Origin of the sequence: Peterkaempfera podocarpi, from assembly GCF_042466665.1 — a bacterium.
Lineage (GTDB): Bacteria > Actinomycetota > Actinomycetes > Streptomycetales > Streptomycetaceae > Peterkaempfera > Peterkaempfera podocarpi.
Window position 1 is genome coordinate 8225237 of the sequence record NZ_CP162102.1, and the last position, 22259, is coordinate 8247495.

Sequence of the window (22259 nt, forward strand, 5' to 3'; positions counted from 1 at the left end):
ACCCTCCTGACGGGCACCAAGCACCTCGTGAGGAAGTTCTGCGTCAGTTGACCGGGCTGGCCGCGGATGTCGGGCCGCATGGCTCCCGCAGATGCAGGACAGGGCGTCATGGGGCGGGTGTCCAGCCGGATGAGGTGAGAGCGGTGTCGTCGAGGATCCGCTCGACCGTGGCGTCCAGGGCGTTGCGCTGCGGGCCGACGTTCTCGAGGCCGCCGGATGGGCTGAAGGCGAGGCGGTAGCATGCGCCGTGATCGTCTATCCCCTATGGCACGTAGGCCACCAGAACGAGGCCGGCCCGGACGGCCGGACCATCCACACCGATGAGGGCGGCAGCCTTCACATCGATGAGCAGGACGGCGACGACGTCAAGCTTCTGGGCATCTACTCCTCCGAGCGGAAGGCCCAGGACCGGATCCGACGAGCCCGCCTACTCCCAGGGTTTCGCGACGAGCCGGACTGCTTCATGGTCGTCCCCTACCACGTTGATGACGACGAATGGACGGAAGGCTTCGTCCGGATCCCATACGGCGAGTGAAACGCGTACTCACGGCTAGTCCGGCCCGTGCCCAGGCCGTGCTCGACCCCGGGCCGGGCAGGACGCCGCCCAAAACTGCTACACCGCCCGCACAGATACGCTCACGTTGTGATCGGGAGAGTAGTTGCGCGGGCTGCGCTGATCGTCGTGATCTCATGGATGGCCGTCCTTGTCGGCTGGTCGGTGGGGGGCTGCATGCCTTCGCCGGTGGGTCCCTTTCTGGCTTCCCGGGCGTCGGCCTTGATCGGTCTCCCCGTGCTCGTCCTGGCACCGATACTTGCCGTGGGGTCCTGCATGGACTGGATCAGGGAGGGCGGTCGGTGACCGGCGGGCCACCTGCGGGAGGGCCTGTTTCACAAGCCCGCGTCGAGTGAGCGGTCAGTCGGCAGTCAGGATGTCGGGAAGGCTCACAGCGGGGCGGCCAAGCATGGCTGTCAGCGTGCGTTGCTGGCGCTCGGTCAAGGAGGTAACGAAGATCACGGCGTCAGCGTTGGCCTGGTCGCAGGCCTGAGCTAGCTCACGGACTTTTCCATGACTCAGCAGAGTCCGCGAGGAGTAGGGCAGGCTCATCTTCTGGACCCCGCCGTCCGAGACGCCTCGTCGTTGCACGATCTGCCCGACGACCCGAGCGCCGCGCGCTACGAGTTCTCTGGCTGCCGAGGCCATGAGCGATGCGAAGTCCTTCTGCTTCGCAGAGAAGTAGCCAACCAGGACCACATCCGCGCCGACGACCGTGAGCTGCGAGGCCTGGCGCCGGGCCGGTTGCGGCGGCACACGGCGGGCCAGGCGCCGGTCGCGCCTTCGGGGCTGATGCATGGATCACAGGCTAGACGAGTGGTTCCGATGTGATCAGTGGTCATAGGCGATCAGTGAGCGGACAACTGCTGCGCCAGTCAGATTGTTGCGCCAGATGTCGACGGTCATCGCGGGCACGCGCTGGGTCACTCGGACGGCTACGCCCTCGAAAGTTCGACCACCGTGTCGCGCTAGGTCAAGCTGCCCGTTGAGGGTGTCATTGGTGGAATCCGCGACCCATACCGTGTCCGTCCAGAAGTCACTGTCCATGGCGAGCTCTCGGATCATGTGCTTGAGCAGCGGCACCGCGGCCTTCAACCGCTTGTGGTAGCCGGGCCGTTGGGGCAGGTACGGGAACACGGCGGGTAGGTGCTTGTTCGCGTTGCGCAGCCACTGGGCCTCCGAGTGGTACCCGAGCAGGGCCTGGGCCACAGCAAGACAGACGAGTTCGGAGTCACTGAGTAGCGGTGGTCTACCGGGGCACCGGGTTCCTCCACTTCCGTTGTCGATCGTGACCTAGAGTGCAATCGGGAGGGTGTTCAGGTCCGTTGTCACGCACGGATCTTGGACGCAGGAGGAGGGGTTGATCTGATGCCGCATGCGGCGCGGGGTGAGATCGGCGGTGGACGCTATCTGCTCGTCGAGCGGCTCGCTTCCGGCGGCATGGGCGCGGTCTGGGAGGGACGTGACGCCCGGCTGAACCGGACGGTCGCGATCAAGGAGGTATCCCTTGATCTGATCCCCCCGATCCAGCGCGAGGAGTTGGTGGCGCGGGCTGTGCACGAGGGGCGCAATGCGGCGGCCCTGGCCGACCACCCCAACATCGTCACCGTCTATGACGTCGTGATCGAGCATGGCGTGCCATGGACGGTGATGCAGTTCGTGCGCGGTCGCTCACTGGCCGGGCTGTTGCAGTCCGGGCCGATGCCGCTGGACGCGGTGGCCGCGCTCGCCGAGCAGATGCTCTCGGCCCTCGGCTTCGCCCACGACGCCGGGATCGTGCACCGGGACGTGAAGCCGCTCAACATCATGATCAACGACGGAGACGGGCGGGCACTGCTGACCGACTTCGGAATCGCCAAGAACAGCGCCGACGGCAGCCTGACCCAGACCGGGATGATCATCGGCTCCACGCCGTACATGGCACCGGAGCGCCACGAGGGCGAGTCCGGGGCCCCGCCCTCCGACCTGTTCAGCCTCGGCGTGACCCTGTTCGAAGCGGTGGAAGGCTACTCGCCGTTCGCCAAGGACACCAGGACCGGCACCGTCACTGCCATCCTGGTCAAGCCGCTGCCCGCGATGGTGCGCGCCGGCCGCCTGGCACCACTCATCCAGGCACTGACCGAGAAGGATCCGAGCCGACGCCCGTCGGTAGCACAGGCGCTGACGCTGATGAAGATCGGCGCACCAACGATGCACTTCGGCACCACGGGCACGGCGCCTGGTACCGCGGCGACCATCCCGGACACAACGATGCCCCCTGAATTTCGGCATGCCTCCGGACCGATCACCCTGACGCCGCCGTTCTCGACGACGAAGAGGATGCGCACCGTCGCGCTCAGCCCCGACGGCAGAAGGCTGGCCAGCGCGGACAACAACAACCTGCATCTGTGGGACCTCGCCACCGGCCAGGCAGCCCACCTGCTCGGCCAGGTCAATCCAGTGGATCCACTCGTGTTCAGTGCTGACGGCAGGACCCTGGCAGGCGCCGGTAAGGCGGTCTGGCTGTGGGACCTCACCACCGGCGACCGCGAAGCCGCCCGGAGAGTGAAAGCCAGTCACCCGAGCGCAATCGCGCTGAGCCCCGACGGCAGGACGCTGGCGGTGTCCACCAACAGCGGGGTGGGACTGTGGGACACCGGCACCGGTCTTCGGACCGCCACGTTGAAGACCAGCGCCATGTACGCGATCAGAACCCTCAGGTTCGGCCCCGACGGCAGGATGCTGGCAGTCGGCGGCATCGGTGGCGCTTCATCCGTGTGGGACGTCACCACCGGCACCCGCGTCGGCACCCTCACGCATCCGGGCGGCGTCATCAGCATTGCCGCGTTCAGCCCCGACGGCAGGATGCTGGCCGTCGCCGGTGGATCCGAGGGAGGCATTTCCTTGTGGGATGTCGCATCCGATCATCCTGTTCCCGTCGGTCTCCCCGACCGCCCTGAGGTCAAGGTCCATTGGTCGGCGGTGTTCAGCCCCGACGGCATGACCGTCGCCGCAGGTGGCAGCGGTGAGTACTACCGATATGACCTCGCGACCGGCAGGGTTGCCGTTGTAAGGATCGGACTTCACGAGGTCAGATCGATTGCGTTCGGGCCGGACGGCAGAACCATCGCCGCCTCCATGGAGGGCAGGCTCATTCGACTCTGGCACGACGCCGAGTGACAGCCCGGGCCGGCAAACGATGACGCTGAGCGGGGGAAACGGGCGTTGACGCGCTCGCTCATGCCCAGCTCACCCGACTTCCGTCGGAGCACCGCAACGGAACTGTTCATCCACGGCGTGTATCGAAAGCTCCTGGTGAGGATGACGGAGAGCGCATATGTGGTCCAGGATGTTCGGATGGTCGTGCTTGAGACTCCCCGTTTGATCCTGCGTCGCTGGCGTGAGGAAGACGTTGCGCCCATGGCTGCCGTCAATGCCGACCCCGAGGTCATGCGGTGGATCCGTGACGGCAGCGTCCGTGACGAACAGCAGACTCGCGGCGGAATCCAGGCATGGGAGCGCGAGTGGGAGTCACAGGGCTTCGGCCTGTTCGCCGTGGAGATCCGGTCCACTGGCGAGCTGGCGGGGTTCACCGGCCTTTCGGTGCCCGACTTCTTGCCAGAGGTACTGCCGGCGGTTGAGGTCGGCTGGCGGTTGGGACGTTCCCACTGGGGGCAGGGCCTGGCTACCGAGGCCGCGAGAGCTGCTGTGCGGTTCGGGTTCGAAGACCGCGGGCTGGAGCGGATCGTCAGCATCGCTCAAGTGGGCAACGACGCCTCCGAGCGGATCATGACCAAACTCGGGATGCATCCGGTCCGTGAGACCGTCAATCCCACCGGGGGTCGGCGAGTACGGGTGTTCGAGCTGTCGTCGGAGTGATGGGGGCGGCGGCGGTCTCGCGGGAGTGTCGGGGTCTGCGCGACCCGCCGCAGGCCATCGCCGTCCTGTTGCTGATCGTCGGTGCCTGCTGGTCCGCCCGGTCGTCGAGGGTTGATCTCGTCGGCAACGGTGTACGGCCCCGCGGAGCTGGCCGCCGACGCTGTTGAGACCGGACATGGCCTACGTCGATGGCCCAGGCCCAGGAGACCTGACGTACCCCGGCTGGGTGACGGCCACTGCGTGGTGGGGCGCGGTGGGGATGATCCGGGTGAGGCGGAGCTGAGGGGCGGCCGGTCCGGCAGTTAGCCTGAGCTGGCCGGGAGCCCAGTCGATGTCGGGAGCAGCAGGTGGCAAGGCTGGGAGTGGGGAAGCGGGTCGGGAAAGGGAGCCGCCTGCTGCCGGCCGTCCTGCTGCTCTTCGCCGTGTCGGTGGACTTCGCCACGCCGCGCACCGTCAGCGCAGCGGCCTTGTACACGGCTGCGATCCTGGTGGCTGCACCCCTGCTTTCGCTGCGCGGGACCGTCCTCACCGGGGTGAGCGCACTCGTCCTCGACTGGGCCATGTTTTGGTATTTCGGCTATCGCCGCAGCGCGATCGCATTCAGCGAGCTGGCCATGGTCGCGACGGTGACCGGGATCGGGGCCCTCCTCAATCGCCTCTTGTACCACCAGGAGGTGAAGCTCCAGTCGGTGCGCGATATTGCCGCCGCTGCTCAGCGTGCCGTGCTGCCGCAACCGCCGGCGAGAATCGGTCCGCTGCGCTTCGCCGCACGCTATGAGGCCGCTCAGACGGATGCGCAGATCGGTGGGGACCTCTACGCGGTGGTCGATACTCCTTACGGCGTGCGCTGCATGATCGGCGATGTGCGCGGCAAGGGGACGGGCGCGATCAGGGCGGTCGTGGTCGCCATCGGGACGTTCCGAGAGGCTGCCCTGCAGGAGCCCAGCCTGACCGGTCTTGCGGAGCGGCTGGAGCGGGCCCTCGTTCTCATGGCTCAGCAGTCGGGGAGCCTGACCGAGGCCGAAGGGTTCGTCACAGCCGTGCTGGCGGAATTCCCTCAGCGGGGAGACGAGGTCCGGTTGGTGAACCGCGGGCACCCGCCGCCTCTGCTGTTCCTGGGGGAGACCGTGCAGTACGTCGAGCCCCGTCGGCCGGCCCTGCCACTGGGACTGGCTGCTCTTGGGTCAGACGCTGAGTGCGTCGACACGTTCGCGTTCCCCGAAGGGGCCAGTCTGCTGCTCTACACCGATGGACTCACCGAAGCCCGGAATGCGACCGGCACCTTCTACAACCCCGTCGGCAGGTTCACGGGACAGCGGTATCCCACCCCGGATGCGCTCCTTGATGCCCTGCTTGCCGACGTGTACCAGCACACCGACGGCCGGAGAGCCGATGACATGGCGCTGCTGGCTGTCACCTGCACCGCAGACCCGACAAGCGCGAGCCGGCGGCGCTCGGACCTCTGATGGAATCGCCATCTCGCCATCTCGCCGGCGGCCATGACGGCGCCGCCCGAAGGACCGGCCCGCGGCCATGCTGTCGGAAGCCGGAAGGCAGCGAACCCATGACGCCCCCTCCACCGGTCACCTGGCATTCCTGCATTCCTGCATGCCTGCATTCCTGACAGCCCTGCGGCACCGGCGCCCGCCGGACCTGCTTCTCCGGCACGGGCGGCCGGTGCACCGGGCCGGCGGAGTCGAAGGGGCGCCGGGGCCGGCAGTCTGCGGCGTCACACGGGGATGAAGCGGACCGGTGTTCCCGGGGGAGCCTGGGCCGCTGCGGCGAGGGCGGGTTCGGGTACCACCCCGATCACCGGGTAGCCGCCGGTGGTGGGGTGGTCGGCGAGGAAGACGAGGGCTTGCCGTCCGGCGGCACCTGGACGGCACCCAGGACGACGCCCTCGCTCGGCAGTTCGCTGTGCCGTATGCGTGTCAGCGGCGGGCCGTCGATGCGCAGCCCGATCCGGTTGCTGGTGGCGGAGACCCGGTAGGCGCCGCCGGCCAGGGCCCGGGGGGCGTCCGGAGCGAACCACGAGTCGCGGGGACCGAGCACCACCGGCAGTACGAGATCCTTGGGCGGTCCGGGCCAGGGCAGCACGTCCGCGCCGATGACACCGATGGCGGTCGGGGTGCCGAGCGGCAGTACCGTCCCGTCGGTGAGAGGTGCGGGGCCGAGGCCGGACAGCAGGTCGGTGGAGCGGCTGCCCAGGACAGGAGTGACGGCCACACCGCCCGTGAGTGCCACGTATGACCGGACCCCGGCGGTGACGGTGCCCAGCTGCAGTACCGCGCCGGCCGGTACCCGCACCGGTGCTCCCCAGGCCGCGGGACGGCCGTCCACGGTGACCGGGCAGGGAGCCCCGGCCACCACCGCGGTCACTGTCCGGCTCGGGCGCAGTGCACAGCCGTTGAGGGTGGTTTCCAGGGTGGCGGTGTGCTCGGGGTTGCCGACCAGGCGGTTGGCGAGCCGGTGGGCGGGCTGGTCCAGGGCGCCGGAGTGCGGTACGCCGAGGTGGGCGTGGCCGGGGCGGCCGAGGTCCTGGACGGTGGTGAGGGCTCCGGCGCGGACCACTTCGACGGTGGTCGGCTGCGGGCTGCTCACGACGCCTCCCGCAGGGGTACGAACCGCACCCGGGTGCCCGGGGCGAACAGGGCGGCGGGCTCGCGGTGGGGATTCCACAGTGCGACGTCGGTGCTGCCGATGAGCTGCCAGCCGCCCGGGGACGAGCGGGGGTAGACACCTGTGTAGGGGCCGGCCAGCGCGACCGCCCCGGCCGGGACCCGGGTACGGGGGGTGCTGCGGCGTGGGACGTGGTGACGTTCGCCGAGTCCGGTGAGATAGCCGAAGCCGGGGGCGAAGCCGCAGAACGCGACCCGGAACTCCGCCGCCGAGTGGACCACCGCGACCTGTTCCTCCGGCACGCCCCACAGGGCTGCCACGTCGGCGAGGTCGGGTCCGTCGTAGCGCACCGGGATCTCGATCGCGTCCTGGTCGGCACGCGTCAGTGGAGGGATCCGCCATCGGATGAGTTCGGCGGCGAGCCCGCGGGGGTCGTCGACGCCGTCGAGCAGCACCGTACGGGCGCCGGGGACGATCTCCCGTACCGGCGGCAGCGTCTGCGCGGCCCGGCGGCGCAGCAGTTCGGCGTGGAAGGCCTCCGCCTCCTCGGCGGTGGCGAGTTCGACCAGCAGGGCGTGCCGGCCCGCGGGCAGGATCTGCATCCGGAGCGGCTGCCCGCCGTCCGGAGGCGCTGCCGGTGTGCTCATGCGAACGCCTTCACCTGCACGCCGGCCGTCTCCAGGGCGTCGCGGATCCATCGGGCGAGCCGGGCGGCGCCGGGGGTGTCGCCGTGCAGGCACAGTGAGCGGGCCGACATGGCGATCCGGGTCCCGTCGATCGCGGTGACCTCGTGGTCCCGGGCGAGGTCGACCGAGCGGGCGGTCACCGCGTCCGGGTCGGTGACCAGGGCTCCGGCCTCCCGCCTGCTGACCAGGGTTCCGGCGGGGGTGTAGGCACGGTCGGCGAAGGCTTCGGGAATGCCGGTGCTGCCGCTGCGCCCGGCGGCGGCCAGCAGTTGTGAGCCGGGCAGGCCGAGCACCGGCAGCGCGGGGTCGGCGAGCCGGATGCCCTCGATGACCGCGGCGGCCTGCTCGGCGTCGTGGACCGTGCGGTTGTAGAGCGCGCCGTGCGGCTTGACATAGGCGACGGCTGCGCCGGCGGCCCGGGCGAAGACCTGCAGTGCGCCGATCTGGTAGGCGACCTCGGCGGCCAGTTCGTCGGCCGGAACGTCCATCGCTCGGCGGCCGAAGCCGGCCAGGTCGCGGTAGGAGACGTGGGCGCCGATGGTGACGCCGCGCTCGGCGGCGAGCGTGCAGACCCGGCGCATCGTGGCGGGGTCCCCGGCGTGGTAGCCGCAGGCGACGTTGGCGCTGCTGACGACGGACAGCAGGGCCTCGTCGTCGGTGAGGCTCCAGCGGTCGAAGCCCTCACCGAGGTCGGCGTTGAGATCGATCATTCGAGCAACCTAGAGGATTGTTCAACAATTAGACAAGAGGGATGTTGCCTTGTCGTGCAAGTGCGGGTTGACTGCCGCAAGACATTGCGCACGGACATGGTGGAGGGCTGAGGCTGATGGAGCTTGAGGTCGAGGGGCGGCTTGCGCAGGGTGATGCGTCCGCATCCGGACTTGCGGCGGACCGCGTGCTGCTGGGGCGGGCCAGCACCGCGGACCGGGTCGCGGACATCCTGCGCACCCGGATCGCCGAGGGCTTCTTCCAGCCCGGGGCGCGGCTCTCCGAGGAGAACATCGGTGGGGCCCTGGGGATCTCCCGCAACACCCTGCGAGAGGCCTTCCGCCTGCTCACCCATGAACGGCTGCTGGTGCACCAGCTCAACCGGGGTGTCCGGGTGCGGGTGCTCACGGTCGAGGACCTCGCCGACATCTACCGGGTGCGCCGGCTGATCGAGTGCGGCGCGCTGCGCGGTCTCGCCGACCCCACGGTCACGTCTGCCGCCGGGCGTCCGCAGGGTGCACCCGGGCCGGCGCTCGGCCCGGTGGAGTCGGCGGTGGTGGCGGGGGAGCAGGCGGCTGCGGCAGGCCTGTGGCCGGAGTGCGCCACGGCCAACATCCACTTCCACCAGGCGATCGCCGGGCTGGCGGGCAGCTCCCGCACGGACGAGCTGATGCGTGGAGTCCTGGCCGAACTGCGGCTCGCGTTCCACATGATGAACGATGCGCGCCGGTTCCATGAGCCGTATCTGACCCGTAACCGGGAGATCCTCGCAGCCCTCGCCGGGGGCGACCCCCTGGGTGCCGAGCGGCTGCTCGCCACCTATCTGCAGGATTCGCGCCGGCAGCTGATCGAGGCCTACGCCCAGATGGTGTCCGGGAGTTGAGGTCGGCGCCGGACGCTCAGCGGCGCGTCCGGGCACCGAACTCCGGGAAACGGCTCTTGTGGGATTGTTGAACGATCGTCTAGCCTCCACCCCAACCTCCTCACGCCCTTGGTGAGGTCCTGTGCGCGGAAGGCCGACGCATGATCGTTCTCCTCGGCGTGCTCGTGGTGATCCTCGGATTCGCCACGCGCCGCAACCCCCTCCTGGTGGTGGGGGTCGCCGGTATCGTCACCGGACTGCTGGGCAAGCTGTCCCCGGTCGAGGTCCTCGCGGCCTTCGGCAGCGGCTTCGCCTCCAGCCGTTCGGTGACCATCTTCGTCATCACCCTGCCGGTCATCGGCCTGCTGGAGCGCAACGGCCTGCAGGAGCAGGCCCGCACCCTGATCGGCAGGCTGAACAAGCTCACCACCGGCCGGTTCCTCGCCATCTACCTGCTTCTGCGTCAGCTGACCGCAGCCGTCGGCCTCACCAGCATCGGCGGCCCGGCGCAGAGCGTCCGCCCCATGGTGGCCCCCATGGCCGAGGCCGCCGCGGAACGCAGCAACGACGGGCGACCGCTGCCCGACCGGGTCCGCGAGAAGGTCCGCTCGTACGCCGCCAGCGCCGACACCATCGGCCTGTTCTTCGGCGAGGACTGCTTCCTGGCGATCGGCTCGATCCTGCTCATCACCGGCTTCGTCAACTCCACATACCACACCGAACTGGAGCCGCTGCAGCTCGCGCTGTGGGCGATACCCAGCGCCGTCTGCGCCTTCCTCATCCACGGTTTCCGACTGCTGCGTCTGGACCGCACGATCGAACGTGACCTGCTCGCCGCCGCCGTCGAACTCGACGCCGCAGGCACCCGCGCCCCGGAGGTGTCCAAGTGATCAAGGCCGAGTGGTTCTACTGGCTGGTGGGCGCGGTCTTCCTCGCCATGGCCGCGCAGATGGCAACCGACCGCACCAACCCCAAGCGGCTGGGCACCGCCGCCTTCTGGGGTCTGCTCGGCGCCGCCTTCGTCTACAGCACCTGGGTGGTCGACGGCAGCGCACCCGCCGAGCCCCTCGGCGTCGCCGTCCTCGCCATGGTCTGCCTCGGTGGCCTCGGCCTCACCGGCCGCGGCACCCCCCGAACCACCACCCCCGAGCAGCGCACCGCAACCGCCGCCCGGCTCGGCAACAAGATCTTCATTCCGGCGCTCACCATTCCGGTCGTGGCGGTCATCTGCGCCTCCCTGGTGAAGAAGTGGAGCATCGGCGGCACGCCGGTCCTGCAGGCCGGCAGCGAGACCATCCTGGGCCTGGGCATCGGCGCGATCGTCGCCCTGGGCGTCGGAATGCTGGTGGTCCGCGAGCCCCGGGCAACCGTCCCGCTGCACGCCGGCCGCAGCATGCTGGAGTCCATGGGCTGGGCGCTGCTGCTCCCGCAGCTGCTGGCCGTACTCGGCTCGATCTTCCAGGCCGCCGGCGTCGGCACCCAGGTCGGCAAGATCACCGACTCGCTGCTGCCGCACGACAGCAAGTACGTGGCCGTCGCGGTGTACTGCATCGGCATGGCCCTGTTCACCGTCATCATGGGCAACGCCTTCGCCGCGTTCCCGGTGATGACCGCGGCCATCGGCTGGCCGATCCTGATCGAGCAGATGCACGGCAACCCGGCTGTGGTGCTCGCTGTCGGCCTGCTCGCAGGCTTCTGCGGCACGCTCACCACACCCATGGCCGCCAACTTCAACCTGGTCCCGGCGGCGCTGCTGGAACTCAAGGACCAGTACGGCCCGATCAAGGCGCAGATCCCCACCGCAGGCGCGCTGCTTGTCTGCAACGTGGCGATCATCTCGTTCTTCGCCTTCTGACCCCCGCCCCCTCCTTGATCGGAGATGCACCCATGACCCGGGTCCTGCTCACCGGCTTCGAACCCTTCGGCGACGATCTCGTCAATCCCTCCTGGGAGGCCGTGGCCCTGCTCGCCGCCGCCCCGCCGCCCGGCACGGAGATCACGGCGGTGCGGCTGAGCTGCGTGTTCGGCACCGCCATCGAGGAGCTGCGCACGGCGGTCGAGGAGACCGCCCCGGAGCTGGTGGTCTGCGTAGGTCAGGCAGGGGGACGTCCCGACATCACCGTCGAGCGGGTCGCGATCAACGTCGACGACGCCCGCATCCCCGACAACGCGGGTCGGCAGCCCGTCGACACCCCCGTCGTCCCGGGCGGCCCGGCCGCCTACTTCGCGTCGCTTCCGGTCAAGGCCTGCGTCGCGGCGGTACGGGCGGCGGGGGTGCCGGCCTCGGTCTCGCAGACCGCCGGCACCTTCGTCTGCAACCACGTCGCCTACGGGCTGGCGCATCTCATTGCCACCGAGCGGCCGGACCTGCGCGGCGGGTTTGTGCATGTGCCGTTCGCCCCCGAGCAGGTGGTCGCGAGCGGGAAGCCGTCCCTGCCGGTGACCACCGTCGCCGACGCACTGCGGGAGATCGTGGCCACGGCGGTGGCCCACACCGGCGCCGACCTCGCCGTGGCGGGGGGTGCGACGCATTGAGCACCGCAGCGCAGGACGTCCTCGCCGGCCGGGCCCAGGCCTACGCCGACCTGGCCGTCGCCAATGTGACCCGCCCCTACCCGTACTTCCCGACCCATCTGCTGCAGGGCCCGGACGAGCTGCTGCCGCCCAGCACCCGCCACCCCGCCTTCTACGGCGCATACGACTGGCACTCCTCGGTGCACATGCACTGGCTGCTGGTCCGTCTGCTGCGGCGGTACGGCACCCGGTTCGACACCGCCGCTGGCGTCGCCACGCTCGACGCCCATCTGACGCCCGCGAACGTCGCCGCCGAGGCGGACTACCTCCGCAGCCACCCCTCCTTCGAACGCCCCTACGGCTGGGCCTGGCTGCTGGCCCTCGCCGCCGAGTGCCGGGCCCTGGGCGATGCCGCCGGGAGCCGCTGGTCCGATGCCCTGGCCCCTGCCACCGCGGCCGTTGCGGATCTGCTTCAGAACTGGCTCGGCAAGGCCACCTATCCCGTCCGGCACGGTGTCCACAGCAACAGTGCCTTCGCGCTGGGGCTGGTGCTGGACAGCGCCGAGCAGGCCGGCCACCCGGAACTCCTCGAACCGGTCACCGCCGCCCTCCACCGCTGGTTCGCCGAGGACCACACGGCGCCGGTGCACTGGGAGCCCTCCGGGCAGGACTTCCTCTCGCCCTCCCTCACCGAGGCCGACGCCATGCGGCGCATCCTCACGCGGGAGCACTTCGCCGCGTGGCTGTCACGGTTCCTGCCGGGCCTCTCCGAGCCGCTGCGCGACGGGACGCCGTTCGAGCCGCCCGTCGTCTCCGACCCCACCGACCCGCAGATCGGCCACCTCATCGGCCTCTCCCTCAGCCGGGCCGCGGCCTTCCACGGCATCGCCGCGGGGCTGCCGGCGGACGACCGGCGAATCCCCGGACTGGCGGCCGCAGCCGAAGCTCATCTGGCAGTCGCCCTCCCAGCCACCGACTCCGGCGACTTCACCACCGACCACTGGCTTGCCACCTTTGCCGTCCTCGCTCTGGACGAGCCGCTGTCCTGCGGATGAACCGCTCCGTGTGAGCGCGCCCACCTTCGGCGCCTGCGGCCCTGCCGTGCGGACCCGGCGAACAGACCGGGTCAGAGACGGCACAGGGCCCCAGGCGCCGATGCGGCGGCATGACGACTCCCGTGGCCGCGCTCGTGATGTGCGTGCTTCTCCCGCTCTTCCACGGCGTGACAAGCCACGGGTATGTACAACTGCCGTTGTGCGGGCGCCGCCTGCCGCCCAGGCGATGAGGTGTGGCCGGCGCCGACAGCTGACCAACCGTTGGTTCGCGGCCACCGGTCTGTGCCGCTGACCTGGCTCATCCTGGAGCCGACACGGTGGGCCGTGCCGCTAGGGGCCAACCGGTTCACCGAGTGGCGCCCGTGTCCGGGCCGCGAGATTCTGACGCTGATGGCGCGGTGGTCGACAGGCAGACGCCCACGCGATGCGGACGGCCACGGCAGCCCGCTCACGCGCCTCCGTGCGCGCGGCGTGTCATCCGCTGCCACGGACTCCTTGCCCCGGACACCGCGCAGGGCGCATTCGACAGGACCGCCGAATCTCCCGCTGACAGGACACGACCGATGAACGGAAAGCTGTCAGGCAAGAAGGCCCTGGTCACTGGTGGCGCCCGTGGGATCGGCGCGGCCGTGGCCCGCAGGCTCGCCTCCGACGGGGCCGACGTAGCGATCAACTACCGGAGCAGCAGCGACGCTGCCGAAGCACTCACCGCCGAGATCAGCGGCACTGGCCGCCGCGCAGTCGCGATCAAGGCAGACGTCAGCGATCCGGACCAGATCAAGCGGCTGGCCGATGAGGCCGCCGACGCTCTCGGCGGACTCGACATCTTGGCCAGCAACGCCGGAATCGAACACTTCGGTGAGCTTGACACCGTCACCCCCGCCGACTTCGACCGGATCTTCGCGGTCAACACCCGAGGCCAGTTCTTCGCCGTACAGAACGCGGTACGCCACATGCGCGAAGGAGGGAGGGTCGTCCTGACGTCATCGGCAAGTGCTCACAAGGCGGTCTTCCACCATGCCCTCTACGCATCGAGCAAGGCCGCCGTCGAGTGCATCGCACTCAACCTCAGCCCCGAACTCGGCCGGCGTGGCATCACCATCAACGCCGTCGCACCCGGCGGGACCGTTACCGACATGTCCGACCATGCGGCCTCTCATTACGTCCACCCCGATGTCGACGCGGACTTCAACACCGTTATCCGCACTTCCAGTTCGCTCGGGAGGATGGCCCGGCCTGCCGAGATCGCCGCAGTCGTCTCGTTCCTCGTGTCGGACGATGCCTCGTTCATCACCGGCCGGACCGTCCAGGCCGACGGTGGCTGGCTCTGACCGAGGAAGCGCAATGCGATGCTCAACCGGCCGACGGTGACTTCGCCGAGCGCTCCGGTGGGGAGCATTGACCATGTGGAGGCTCAACGGTCGGGATCGTGGACCGCCGCCCCGTCCCCGTTTCCCGATGTCGTTCGTGGGCGGGCAGGTAGGCCGGGTTCGCGGCGCGCCGTCGTGGGAGGTGATACGTCGGCACGGAGAGTCACCGATCTCGCGCATCGCAGTCCAGCCCCACCTCCTCTCGGACCGGCGCATCGTGCGGCACGCCGGGCACGCCGGGCACGCTGCAGCGGATCGAGCGACGGAGCTCCCTTGAGGGCGCTGATTGAGAAGTACGGTCTCTGAGTTCCATCACATTCTTCTGTTGGACCGCTGTCCGCCGCCGAGGGAAGAGTGGGAGCGGTCACCCGGAGCCGCAGGCTCCCGGGCGCCAGGCAAGACCCTGAGCCAACCTTCTGGAGTCGCGTTGTACACCGCACACCCCGACCGTTACGCCGAGATGCCCTACCGGCGCACCGGACGCAGCGGCCTGAAGCTCCCCGCACTGTCGCTCGGCCTGTGGCACAACTTCGGGCCCGATCGGCCCGTCGAGACCCAGCGCGCCATCCTCCGCCGTGCCTTCGACCTCGGCGTCACCCACTTCGACCTCGCCAACAACTACGGCCCGCCGCCCGGCGCCGCCGAATCCGCGTTCGGCGAGGCCCTGAAGGCGGACTTCACGCCGTACCGAGACGAACTCGTCATCTCCACCAAGGCCGGCTATCTGATGTGGCCCGGGCCGTACGGCGAATGGGGCTCGCGCAAGTACCTGCTGTCCTCGCTCGACCAGAGCCTGAAGCGCATGGGCCTGGACTACGTCGACATCTTCTACTCGCACCGCCCCGACCCGGAGACTCCGCTGGAGGAGACGATGGGCGCCCTGCACTCGGCGGTCCAGCAGGGCAAGGCGCTCTACGTCGGTGTCTCCAACTACTCGGCGGAAGAGACCCGCGAGGCCGCCCACATCCTCGGCGAACTCGGCACCCCGCTCCTGATCCACCAGCCGCGCTACTCGATGCTCGACCGCCGCCCCGAGGACGAGGGTCTGCTCGACGCCCTGGACGAACTCCAGGTCGGCTCCATCGTGTACTCCCCGCTCGAGCAGGGCCTGCTCACCGGCCGCTACCTCGACGGCATTCCCCAGGATTCCCGGGCGGCGAGCGACAGCCCCTTCCTGAACTCGGACGCGGTCACCGGGGACCTGGTCGGCCGTCTGCGTTCCTTGGACGAGGTCGCCAAGTCCCGCGGCCAGACCCTGGCTCAGCTGGCCCTGGCCTGGGTGCTGCGCGGAGGCCGGGTGACCTCCGCCCTGCTCGGGGCGAGCAGCCCGCGGCAGATCGAGGACAGCGTCGGCGCGATCCGCAACCTGGACTTCGACCCGGAGGAGCTGGCGCGGATCGACGTGATCGTGAAGGGATGAGAACGCCGGGCGGTGGCCGCGGTCGGGCGGTGAGCCGTTTGCCCGCCTCCCGCTGCCGCGCCGCCGCCTCGCGAGCCGCCCCTGGCACGTGGACTTCGTGGGTAGTGGGCGGCGTACAAGGTGTCCGCGTCAGCGGACATTGCCGCTTCGGCGAAGGTCTTCACCATCGCCCGCGCAGCAGATGCAGATCGGGACTCGCCGAGGCCTGATGCTCCTCCCACAGCGCGGCGAACGGCGGACCACACCGTGTGGCTGCGGACGACCCCGAGTGCGACATGTAGGCGCAGTCCCGGCGCCCGCCGCTGGGGACTCCAACGGAGCGCAGAGGGTCAGGGTGGCCCTGTGCGCGTGGTGGCGGAGTCGGCAGCGATGTTGGTGCGTCCGGTGAGACGGACGGTTCCGAGGGCGGTGTTGCCCAAGTCGGCCAAGGCCCCGGGGGCGGAGGCGGATCTCGTTCCGGCAGTGCGCGGTCGCGCGCGTGCTGCCCAGCAGCGGCACGTCCCGCCAGGGCAGGCGCTCAGACGTGGGTGCAGCATCGGCCGGTTCGTCGGCGTCGGCCTGGATGTGGGGTGAGGGTTGCCGCCCGAGGCGTACCGACCGGCCGATGGCCAGGTGCTCCGATCCCCTGTCGACCAGAGGTGGGAGGCGGATGGCTTCGGTTGCGCCCCGGCTGGGGGCGCGGCACGCTGGCCCCATGGACCGCACCCCCGAAACCAGTGGGCTGCCCATTCTGGTGACCGGCGCTGCGGGCAGCGTCGGCGCTGTCGGGCGTTCTGTGGTCGAAGGCCTTCGGCGCCGGCGCCTGCCCGTCCGGGCCATGGTGCATCGCGATGACGAACGGGCGCAGGCGCTGCGCGCCACAGGCGCCGAGGTCGTCGTGGGCGACCTGACGCGTGCGGCTGACGTTGTCGACGCCCTGGCCGGCTGCGGCCGCATGTACTTCGGCATGGGCGTCTCGGCGCAGTATCTGCAGGCTGCCCTGACGGCGGCGGCCGCCGCGCGTGCGTACGGGCAGCTGGAAGTGTTGGTGAACGTGTCGCAGCTGACCGTCTCCGAGGTGGACCTCACCAGCACCTTCGAGTCGCATCAGCAGCGGCAGCAGTGGCTGGTCGAGCAGGCTCTCGACTGGTCAGGCCTGCCGGTCGTGGAGATCAGGCCCACGGTATTCATGGAGAACCCGATCTTCACCGTGGGCTTCTCCTCGATCGCCAAGGACGACACCATCAGGCTGCCCCTCGGCCGGGCGAAGACCTCCCCGGTTGCGGCCGGCGACGTCGCCTCGGTCGTGGAGGAGATCCTGGCCGATCCCGCTCCGCACATCGGCCGGACCTACGAACTGACCGGCCCCCGCTCGGAGGACATCACCGCTATGGCCGCGGAGGTTTCCTCAGCCCTGGGTCGACCGGTCAGCTACACGGACGTTCCACTGCAGGAATGGATCGACAACGACCTCAGGCCGGTGGGGCTGCCGGAGCATGTCTTCCAGCACATCTCCACCATGGCCCGCCTTCATGCGGAGAACCGGTACGACCGCAAGGCGGACGGCGTGGAACAGGTCACCGGGCGGCCCGCGTCAGGGATCGCCGATTACGTCCGCAAGAACAACGACCAGTTCACCCGCTGAAGGTGCCTCCCCGGACGTCAGGTCCGACGCTCTGTGCTGCCGGTCGGTCGCCGCAGGCACTGGCCACGGTCTGCGGGCCTGCCGCCGACGCGCATCGGGCACCTGGTCGAGCTGTCACGCGGGAGCCGCCTCGGAAAGGACCCGGCCATGGGCGACGGACTCCTTGATCTGGCCATCGCCACGACCGGTGGCCAAGAACTCTGGAACACCCTGCGCGGCCTGCGCATCGACATCTCGATCGGCGGCCCGATCTGGGCGGTGAAGGGCTGGCCCCCGGGCAGGACGTTCGACCAGATCCTGACACTGGACACAGTCGGACAGCACATCGTGTTCACCCCGTTCACCCGCCCCGACCAGCGGATGGTCTTCGACGCCGCCACCGACAGCGTCACCATGCAGACCCTCGGAGGCGAGCCGGTCGAGACTCTCACCCCTGCACGGGCAAGCTTCAAAGGGATGCTGCGCAACACGCCCTGGGACGCCCTCCACCTCGGCTATTTCCTCGGCTACGCATGCTGGAACTACTTCACCACTCCGTTCCTGTTCACCTATCCGGATGTGCGGGCCGAGGAAATCGAGCCGTGGCACGAAGCCGGCCAGACCTGGCGGCGCCTGCAGGTGCGCTTCCCACCCCGGATCGCGTCTCACAACCCTGACCAGGTGTTCTACTTCGACACCGTCGGAAGGCAACGCCGCATGGACTACGTGGCTGAGGTCAACGGCAGCACCCTGGTGGGTCACTACACCAGCCGCCACAGAATGTTCGACGGACTGCTCGTGGCCACGCGCCGCCGGGTCTTCCGCCGCAACCCCGACAACAGCGTCAACCTCAACCTGCTGTCCATCACCCTCGACATCCACGACGTCGAACTGATCCGCGCCGGCCAGGAACCGGCACAGCCATGACCACACAGAACGCCGTCGTCGACCATCCCGCCCGGCGGCTCGTGGTGGCGCTCCCGGACCCGTACGACGCCGCCCGTGAGCACTACGAGACCCTCGTGCCAGAGGTCGATCTCGCCCGCTTCTTCCAGATGGCCTCGTGGCAGGCCACCCTCGAGCTGGCGGAGATCAACGCCCCGCACGGATTCATGCGTTACTTCCGCAGTGACATCACCGCCGTCATGGCCGGATCGCCGTCCCTGTGGAAGGCGACGCAGTACCTGATGGGCAATCACACCATCGCCGAACGCATGTGCCGCCACGATCCGTCGACCATGCTGCACGCGCCACTGCGGACCCTGCTCTACGCCGACCCCGGCGGCGACACCAGACTCGCCGTCGACCAGCCCAGCCTGCTGTTCACCAGCTACGACAACCCGCAGATCGCCGATGTCGGCCGCGAGCTCGACGCCCTCCTCGCCCAGCTGATCACCCTGCTCGGCGGCGAGGCACCCCCACAGCTTGCGGCCAACTGTTGAACCGCCGCCATCGGCTTCCTCGGACAGCAGTGGGCGAACGCAGTGCTCGTCCGGCGGTGCCCATGGTGAGCAATTGTCAGGAGTTGTGGTTGAGTTCCCGAGCGGCAACGGCTGACCAGATCCGCTCGGCCAGGACGTCCGGGTTGAGGGTCCCGTCGGTGATCACGTCGCAGTCATCTCTGAGCGGCTCGATGTGCAGCTCGTGCGCGTCTCGCCGGTGCGTCACGTAGTTCCGCAGCAGGACATCGAGGGGAAAGCCGTCTCTGATGCACTTGCGCTCGATCTTGCGGGCCAGTCTGAGGTCCGCCGGGAGATCAACGTAGATGTCGAGGCGGAAGCCGGGCCACTGCGGGGCGACGCGGCGGGCGAAGAGACCGTCGACGATCACCACGGGGGCGAGGGCGAGCGCGGTGTCTGTGTCGGCGTTGAGCCGCTCGATATCCACCGAGCGGGGATCCCCGACGTCCAGGCGTGGAACCCCGGCTTCATCGCGTGTCCAGACGCCCCGCCCCGGCCCGGTGACGTAGTAGTCGTCGCCGTGCAGGACGCTTGTCGGACCCCTTGGCGCAGACGACGCCAGCGCGTGCGCCAGCGTTGTCTTGCCTGCCCCTGCACCGCCGGTCAGCGTCAGCAGCACCTGGATCCCCTCTCCGCATCGACAGCCCGAGGATCGCACAGCGGAGCCGCGCTCATCGCCCACCCCGGGTCAGGGTGTCAACCGCCTCCCGGCGAACCACTGGTCTCACTGGCCGGAGGCCGGGACTTTGTGAATCGTCTTGCCTGATCGCTTCCGGCGCAATCGGGCGCCCTTACGTGCCTGCGTTCTGTCGCCGTTGCCGGGATCAGCGACCGCCCGCCGCGGCAAACGGACTCAGATCGCTCGATGACTCCTGCCGGTAAGAAGCTGCCCTCTTTCCAGGTGAGTGGTCGTTGGTGTTCGAACGACAATATGAGTTATGTGAGTTGACTGCCGCGTGCGCATAAAGGCACTCCTCGTGGCGCGCGGGCTCCGTCTCTCCGGTTAGTCCCCATGCTCAACCCCAGGTCACGGGCCACATTGCCAGGGTGATTCGTACTCTCGTACGGCCTGCCGGAGTTGGGTCGCGGATTAGTCCGTTCGGGTGAAAACCGAGTCAACAGGGTGGTGCTCTATTGGTCGTTTCGGGTTAATTATGGTGACCGAATGTTGGTGGGTTGCCCATGTCTCCTGGGGAGACAACCTCAGCGGTGTGCAGCTGTACGGCATATGACGGTGTTTTACTCCTCACCCTGCTGTGCAAGCGATGGATCCGGTTCGTGTATACCAGTGCCGCGCGGTGAGGTCCGGGTGGGAGTTCGTGGGCGACCCTCTCAGGAGAGAGAGGTTTGTCATGGATCCGAACTTGGTCTGGTTGGGACCTCCGGCAGTGGTCGGAGGGCTTCGGCCGGTTGTACCGGCGGGCCTGTCCGAGGCGCCCGCTGTGCGGGGGTATGTGGCCGCGCCGCTGAGTGCGGCGTTCTCCACGGTGACGATCCCGGCGGGCACGACCCCGCTGGCGGTGGCGGTGGCGCAGAACGGCAACGTCTACGTCGGCAACGCCAACTCGGCCAACGTGACGGTGATCGGCAGCACCACCAACACGGTCCTGGCCACCGTCCCCGCCGGTGCGGACCCGGCCATGATGGCGGTGGCGCAGAACGGCAACGTCTACGTCACCAACCAGAGCTCCAACAACGTGACGGTGATCGCCAGTGCCACCAACACGGTCCTGGCCACCGTCCCCACCGGCGGAGGTCCGTTCGCGTTGGCGGTGGCGCCGAACGGCAACGTCTACGTCGCCAACTCCACCTCGAACAACGCGACGGTGATCGACAGTGCCACGAACACGGTCCTGGCCACCGTCCCCGTCGGTGCGGTCCCGGACGCGGTGGCGGTGGCGCAGAACGGCAACGTCTACGTCGCCAACCGGAACGCCAACACCGTGACCGTGATCGACAGCGCCACCAACGCCGTCGTGACCACCCTCCCCTCCGGCGGCTTCCCGGGCGCCGCGGCGGTGGCGCAGAACGGCAACGTCTACATCGCCAACCAGACCTCCAACAACGTGACGGTGATCGACAGCGCCACCAACACGGTCCTGGCCACCGTGCCCGCCGGCTCGGTCCCGGGAGTGATCGCGGTGGCGCAGAACGGCAGCGTCTACGTCACCAACACGGTTTCGAACAACGTGACGGTGATCGACAGCGCCACCAACACGGTCCTGGCCACCGTTCCCACCGGCGGAGGCCCGTTCGGGGTGGCGGTGGGAACGAACGGCAACGTCTACGTCGGCAACTCCAATTCGAACAACGTGACGGTGATCAGCAGTGCCACGAACACGGTCCTGGCCACCGTCCCCGTCGGCGCGTTCCCGTTCTCGGTGGCGGTGGCGCAGAACGGCAACGTCTACGTCACCAACGCCAACTCGGCCAACGTGACGGAGATTTCGCCGTTGACGGTGACGACCTCGCCGGCGTCGCCGCTGTGCGGGCAGCCGGTGACGTTCAGCATCTCCGGGGGGACCCCGAACGGGACAGCGGTGGTGAACTTCGGGGACGCCAGCCCCACGGTCACCGTCGCCCTGGACGCCACCGGGAGCGGGCAGACCACCCACACCTACACCGCCGGTACGTTCACCGCGACCGTGAACGGCAACCCCACCCCCGTCACCGTGAACCCCAACCCGACAACGCTGACGTTGTCGGTGACGCCGAACCCCTCCACCTGTGGGCAGAGCGTGACCATATGCGCCACCCCCACCCCGGCAACAGCCACCACCGAAGTGCCGACCGGCACGGTCACCTTCACCCTCCCCAACGGCCACACGCAGACGGTCCCCGTCAACGCATCGGGGATGGCCTGCTTCACCACCACGGCCCTGACCACCGGCACCCTCACCGCCGTCTACAGCGGTGACAACTGCTTCACCGGCTCCCCCGCGAGCACCCCCGTCACGGTGAACCCCAACACCACGACGTTGTCCGCGCAGCCGGGCACGATCCGGCTCCGGCTGACGCCGCTGCCGCAGTACTACATCCCCACCCTCAGCGCCACCCTGACGACCACCTCGGGGACGCCGGTGGTCGGTCAGTCGGTGACCTTCACCGCGACCACGCTCTTCGGCCCGGTCAACCTCGGCACCGCCGTCACCGACGCCGGCGGCACCGCCACCATCCACAATGCCATCGTCCCCGTCTACGCCATCGCCACCCCCTTCTACACCGCAACCTTCGCCGGCACTGCCTGCTACACGGCCGCCACCGCCCGCGGCATCCTGCTGTTCGTCCCACTCCCGTCCTGACCTCATGAGTCGTCGGGTGAGAAGCGGTCCGCTTGCTGGGCGGGCGACCGCTGGTGTTCGAACGGCGGTAGGGCTCGGGTGAGCCGGCTGCTGTGCGCCTAGATGAAGGGCCTCCTGATAGCACGCGGTGTCAGAGCCGTAAGCACCGCAGGAGGCCCTGTGCCGCAGTGCCGGCCCTGCCGGGTGCCGTCCACGACATCAAGGCGGCCCGCCCCCACGGCCTGCCACGCGGCACAGGACACCACACCA

Annotated in this window: 20 protein-coding genes and 1 pseudogene; 15 read left to right on the forward strand and 6 right to left on the reverse strand. The window is 69.2% G+C overall.

Features of this window, described 5'->3' with window-relative positions:
* The first annotated feature begins 247 nt into the window (after positions 1–247).
* Positions 248–535 (forward strand): hypothetical protein, encoded by a 288-nt coding sequence (locus tag AB0761_RS35890; protein WP_377273459.1) that lies wholly within the window; start codon positions 248–250, stop codon positions 533–535.
* A gap of 378 nt (positions 536–913) precedes the next feature.
* On the opposite strand, the gene AB0761_RS35895 is transcribed toward AB0761_RS35890, so the two are convergent.
* The gene (locus tag AB0761_RS35895) at positions 914–1351 is read right to left on the reverse strand and encodes a hypothetical protein (RefSeq protein WP_377273460.1); all 438 of its coding nucleotides are present in this window, start codon (positions 1349–1351) and stop codon (positions 914–916) included.
* Between the two features lie 33 nt (positions 1352–1384).
* On the reverse strand, positions 1385–1762 hold the full coding sequence (locus AB0761_RS35900; RefSeq protein ID WP_377273462.1) for a hypothetical protein: 378 nt from the start codon (positions 1760–1762) through the stop codon (positions 1385–1387).
* 159 nt (positions 1763–1921) lie between these two features.
* Here AB0761_RS35900 and AB0761_RS35905 point away from each other — a divergent pair, with 159 nt between their 5' ends.
* The 3 genes from AB0761_RS35905 (at position 1922) to AB0761_RS35915 (ending at position 5877) form a co-directional block, all read left to right on the forward strand.
* Complete coding sequence (locus tag AB0761_RS35905) at positions 1922–3712, forward strand: WD40 repeat domain-containing serine/threonine protein kinase (protein WP_377273463.1); 1791 nt, start codon at positions 1922–1924, stop codon at positions 3710–3712.
* Positions 3713–3889: 177 nt separating this feature from the next.
* Positions 3890–4411 carry a GNAT family N-acetyltransferase gene (locus AB0761_RS35910; protein WP_377273464.1) on the forward strand — a complete coding sequence of 174 codons (522 nt, stop codon included), beginning with the start codon at positions 3890–3892 and terminating at the stop codon, positions 4409–4411.
* 347 nt (positions 4412–4758) lie between these two features.
* The gene (locus AB0761_RS35915) at positions 4759–5877 is read left to right on the forward strand and encodes a PP2C family protein-serine/threonine phosphatase (protein ID WP_377273465.1); all 1119 of its coding nucleotides are present in this window, start codon (positions 4759–4761) and stop codon (positions 5875–5877) included.
* A gap of 263 nt (positions 5878–6140) precedes the next feature.
* Here AB0761_RS35915 and AB0761_RS35920 read toward each other — a convergent pair.
* The 3 genes and pseudogenes from AB0761_RS35920 to AB0761_RS35930 form a co-directional block, all read right to left on the reverse strand.
* Positions 6141–7012, reverse strand: a pseudogene (locus AB0761_RS35920) (biotin-dependent carboxyltransferase family protein).
* On the reverse strand, positions 7009–7632 hold the full coding sequence (gene pxpB, locus AB0761_RS35925) for a 5-oxoprolinase subunit PxpB (RefSeq protein ID WP_377274501.1): 624 nt from the start codon (positions 7630–7632) through the stop codon (positions 7009–7011). Before pxpB ends, AB0761_RS35920 begins: the two are co-directional and overlap by 4 nt.
* 41 nt (positions 7633–7673) lie before the next feature.
* Positions 7674–8426, reverse strand: a complete 753-nt coding sequence (locus tag AB0761_RS35930) for a LamB/YcsF family protein (protein ID WP_377273466.1) — start codon at positions 8424–8426, stop codon at positions 7674–7676.
* A 116-nt stretch (positions 8427–8542) separates the two neighbouring features.
* Between AB0761_RS35930 and AB0761_RS35935 the strand changes: the two genes are divergently transcribed.
* The 10 genes from AB0761_RS35935 (at position 8543) to AB0761_RS35980 (ending at position 18690) form a co-directional block, all read left to right on the forward strand.
* Positions 8543–9307 carry a GntR family transcriptional regulator gene (locus AB0761_RS35935; protein ID WP_377273467.1) on the forward strand — a complete coding sequence of 255 codons (765 nt, stop codon included), beginning with the start codon at positions 8543–8545 and terminating at the stop codon, positions 9305–9307.
* A 140-nt stretch (positions 9308–9447) separates the two neighbouring features.
* Complete coding sequence (locus AB0761_RS35940) at positions 9448–10176, forward strand: DUF969 domain-containing protein (protein ID WP_377273468.1); 729 nt, start codon at positions 9448–9450, stop codon at positions 10174–10176.
* The gene (locus AB0761_RS35945; protein WP_377273469.1) at positions 10173–11141 is read left to right on the forward strand and encodes a DUF979 domain-containing protein; all 969 of its coding nucleotides are present in this window, start codon (positions 10173–10175) and stop codon (positions 11139–11141) included. Before AB0761_RS35940 ends, AB0761_RS35945 begins: the two co-directional genes overlap by 4 nt.
* A 32-nt stretch (positions 11142–11173) precedes the next feature.
* On the forward strand, positions 11174–11821 hold the full coding sequence (gene pcp / locus AB0761_RS35950) for a pyroglutamyl-peptidase I (protein ID WP_377273470.1): 648 nt from the start codon (positions 11174–11176) through the stop codon (positions 11819–11821).
* Positions 11818–12855 carry a DUF2891 domain-containing protein gene (locus AB0761_RS35955; RefSeq protein WP_377273471.1) on the forward strand — a complete coding sequence of 346 codons (1038 nt, stop codon included), beginning with the start codon at positions 11818–11820 and terminating at the stop codon, positions 12853–12855. Before pcp ends, AB0761_RS35955 begins: the two co-directional genes overlap by 4 nt.
* Positions 12856–13418: 563 nt before the next feature.
* Positions 13419–14186, forward strand: a complete 768-nt coding sequence (locus AB0761_RS35960; RefSeq protein ID WP_377274503.1) for an SDR family NAD(P)-dependent oxidoreductase — start codon at positions 13419–13421, stop codon at positions 14184–14186.
* A 466-nt stretch (positions 14187–14652) separates the two neighbouring features.
* Positions 14653–15645, forward strand: a complete 993-nt coding sequence (mgrA, locus tag AB0761_RS35965) for an L-glyceraldehyde 3-phosphate reductase (protein ID WP_377273473.1) — start codon at positions 14653–14655, stop codon at positions 15643–15645.
* Positions 15646–16339: 694 nt separating this feature from the next.
* Positions 16340–17269 (forward strand): NAD(P)H-binding protein, encoded by a 930-nt coding sequence (locus AB0761_RS35970; RefSeq protein ID WP_377273474.1) that lies wholly within the window; start codon positions 16340–16342, stop codon positions 17267–17269.
* Positions 17270–17416: 147 nt separating this feature from the next.
* Positions 17417–18175, forward strand: a complete 759-nt coding sequence (locus AB0761_RS35975; protein ID WP_377273475.1) for a hypothetical protein — start codon at positions 17417–17419, stop codon at positions 18173–18175.
* The gene (locus AB0761_RS35980; RefSeq protein WP_377273476.1) at positions 18172–18690 is read left to right on the forward strand and encodes a hypothetical protein; all 519 of its coding nucleotides are present in this window, start codon (positions 18172–18174) and stop codon (positions 18688–18690) included. The genes AB0761_RS35975 and AB0761_RS35980 overlap by 4 nt, the downstream gene beginning before the upstream one ends.
* 76 nt (positions 18691–18766) lie before the next feature.
* On the opposite strand, the gene AB0761_RS35985 is transcribed toward AB0761_RS35980, so the two are convergent.
* Positions 18767–19327: a uridine kinase gene (locus tag AB0761_RS35985; protein WP_377273477.1), complete on the reverse strand. Its 561-nt coding sequence runs from the start codon at positions 19325–19327 to the stop codon at positions 18767–18769.
* Positions 19328–20150: 823 nt separating this feature from the next.
* On the opposite strand from AB0761_RS35985, the gene AB0761_RS35990 reads away from it, so the two are divergent.
* Entirely contained in the window at positions 20151–22010 is a 1860-nt protein-coding gene (locus AB0761_RS35990; RefSeq protein WP_377273478.1) for an Ig-like domain repeat protein, read from the forward strand.
* Positions 22011–22259: the final 249 nt, after the last annotated feature.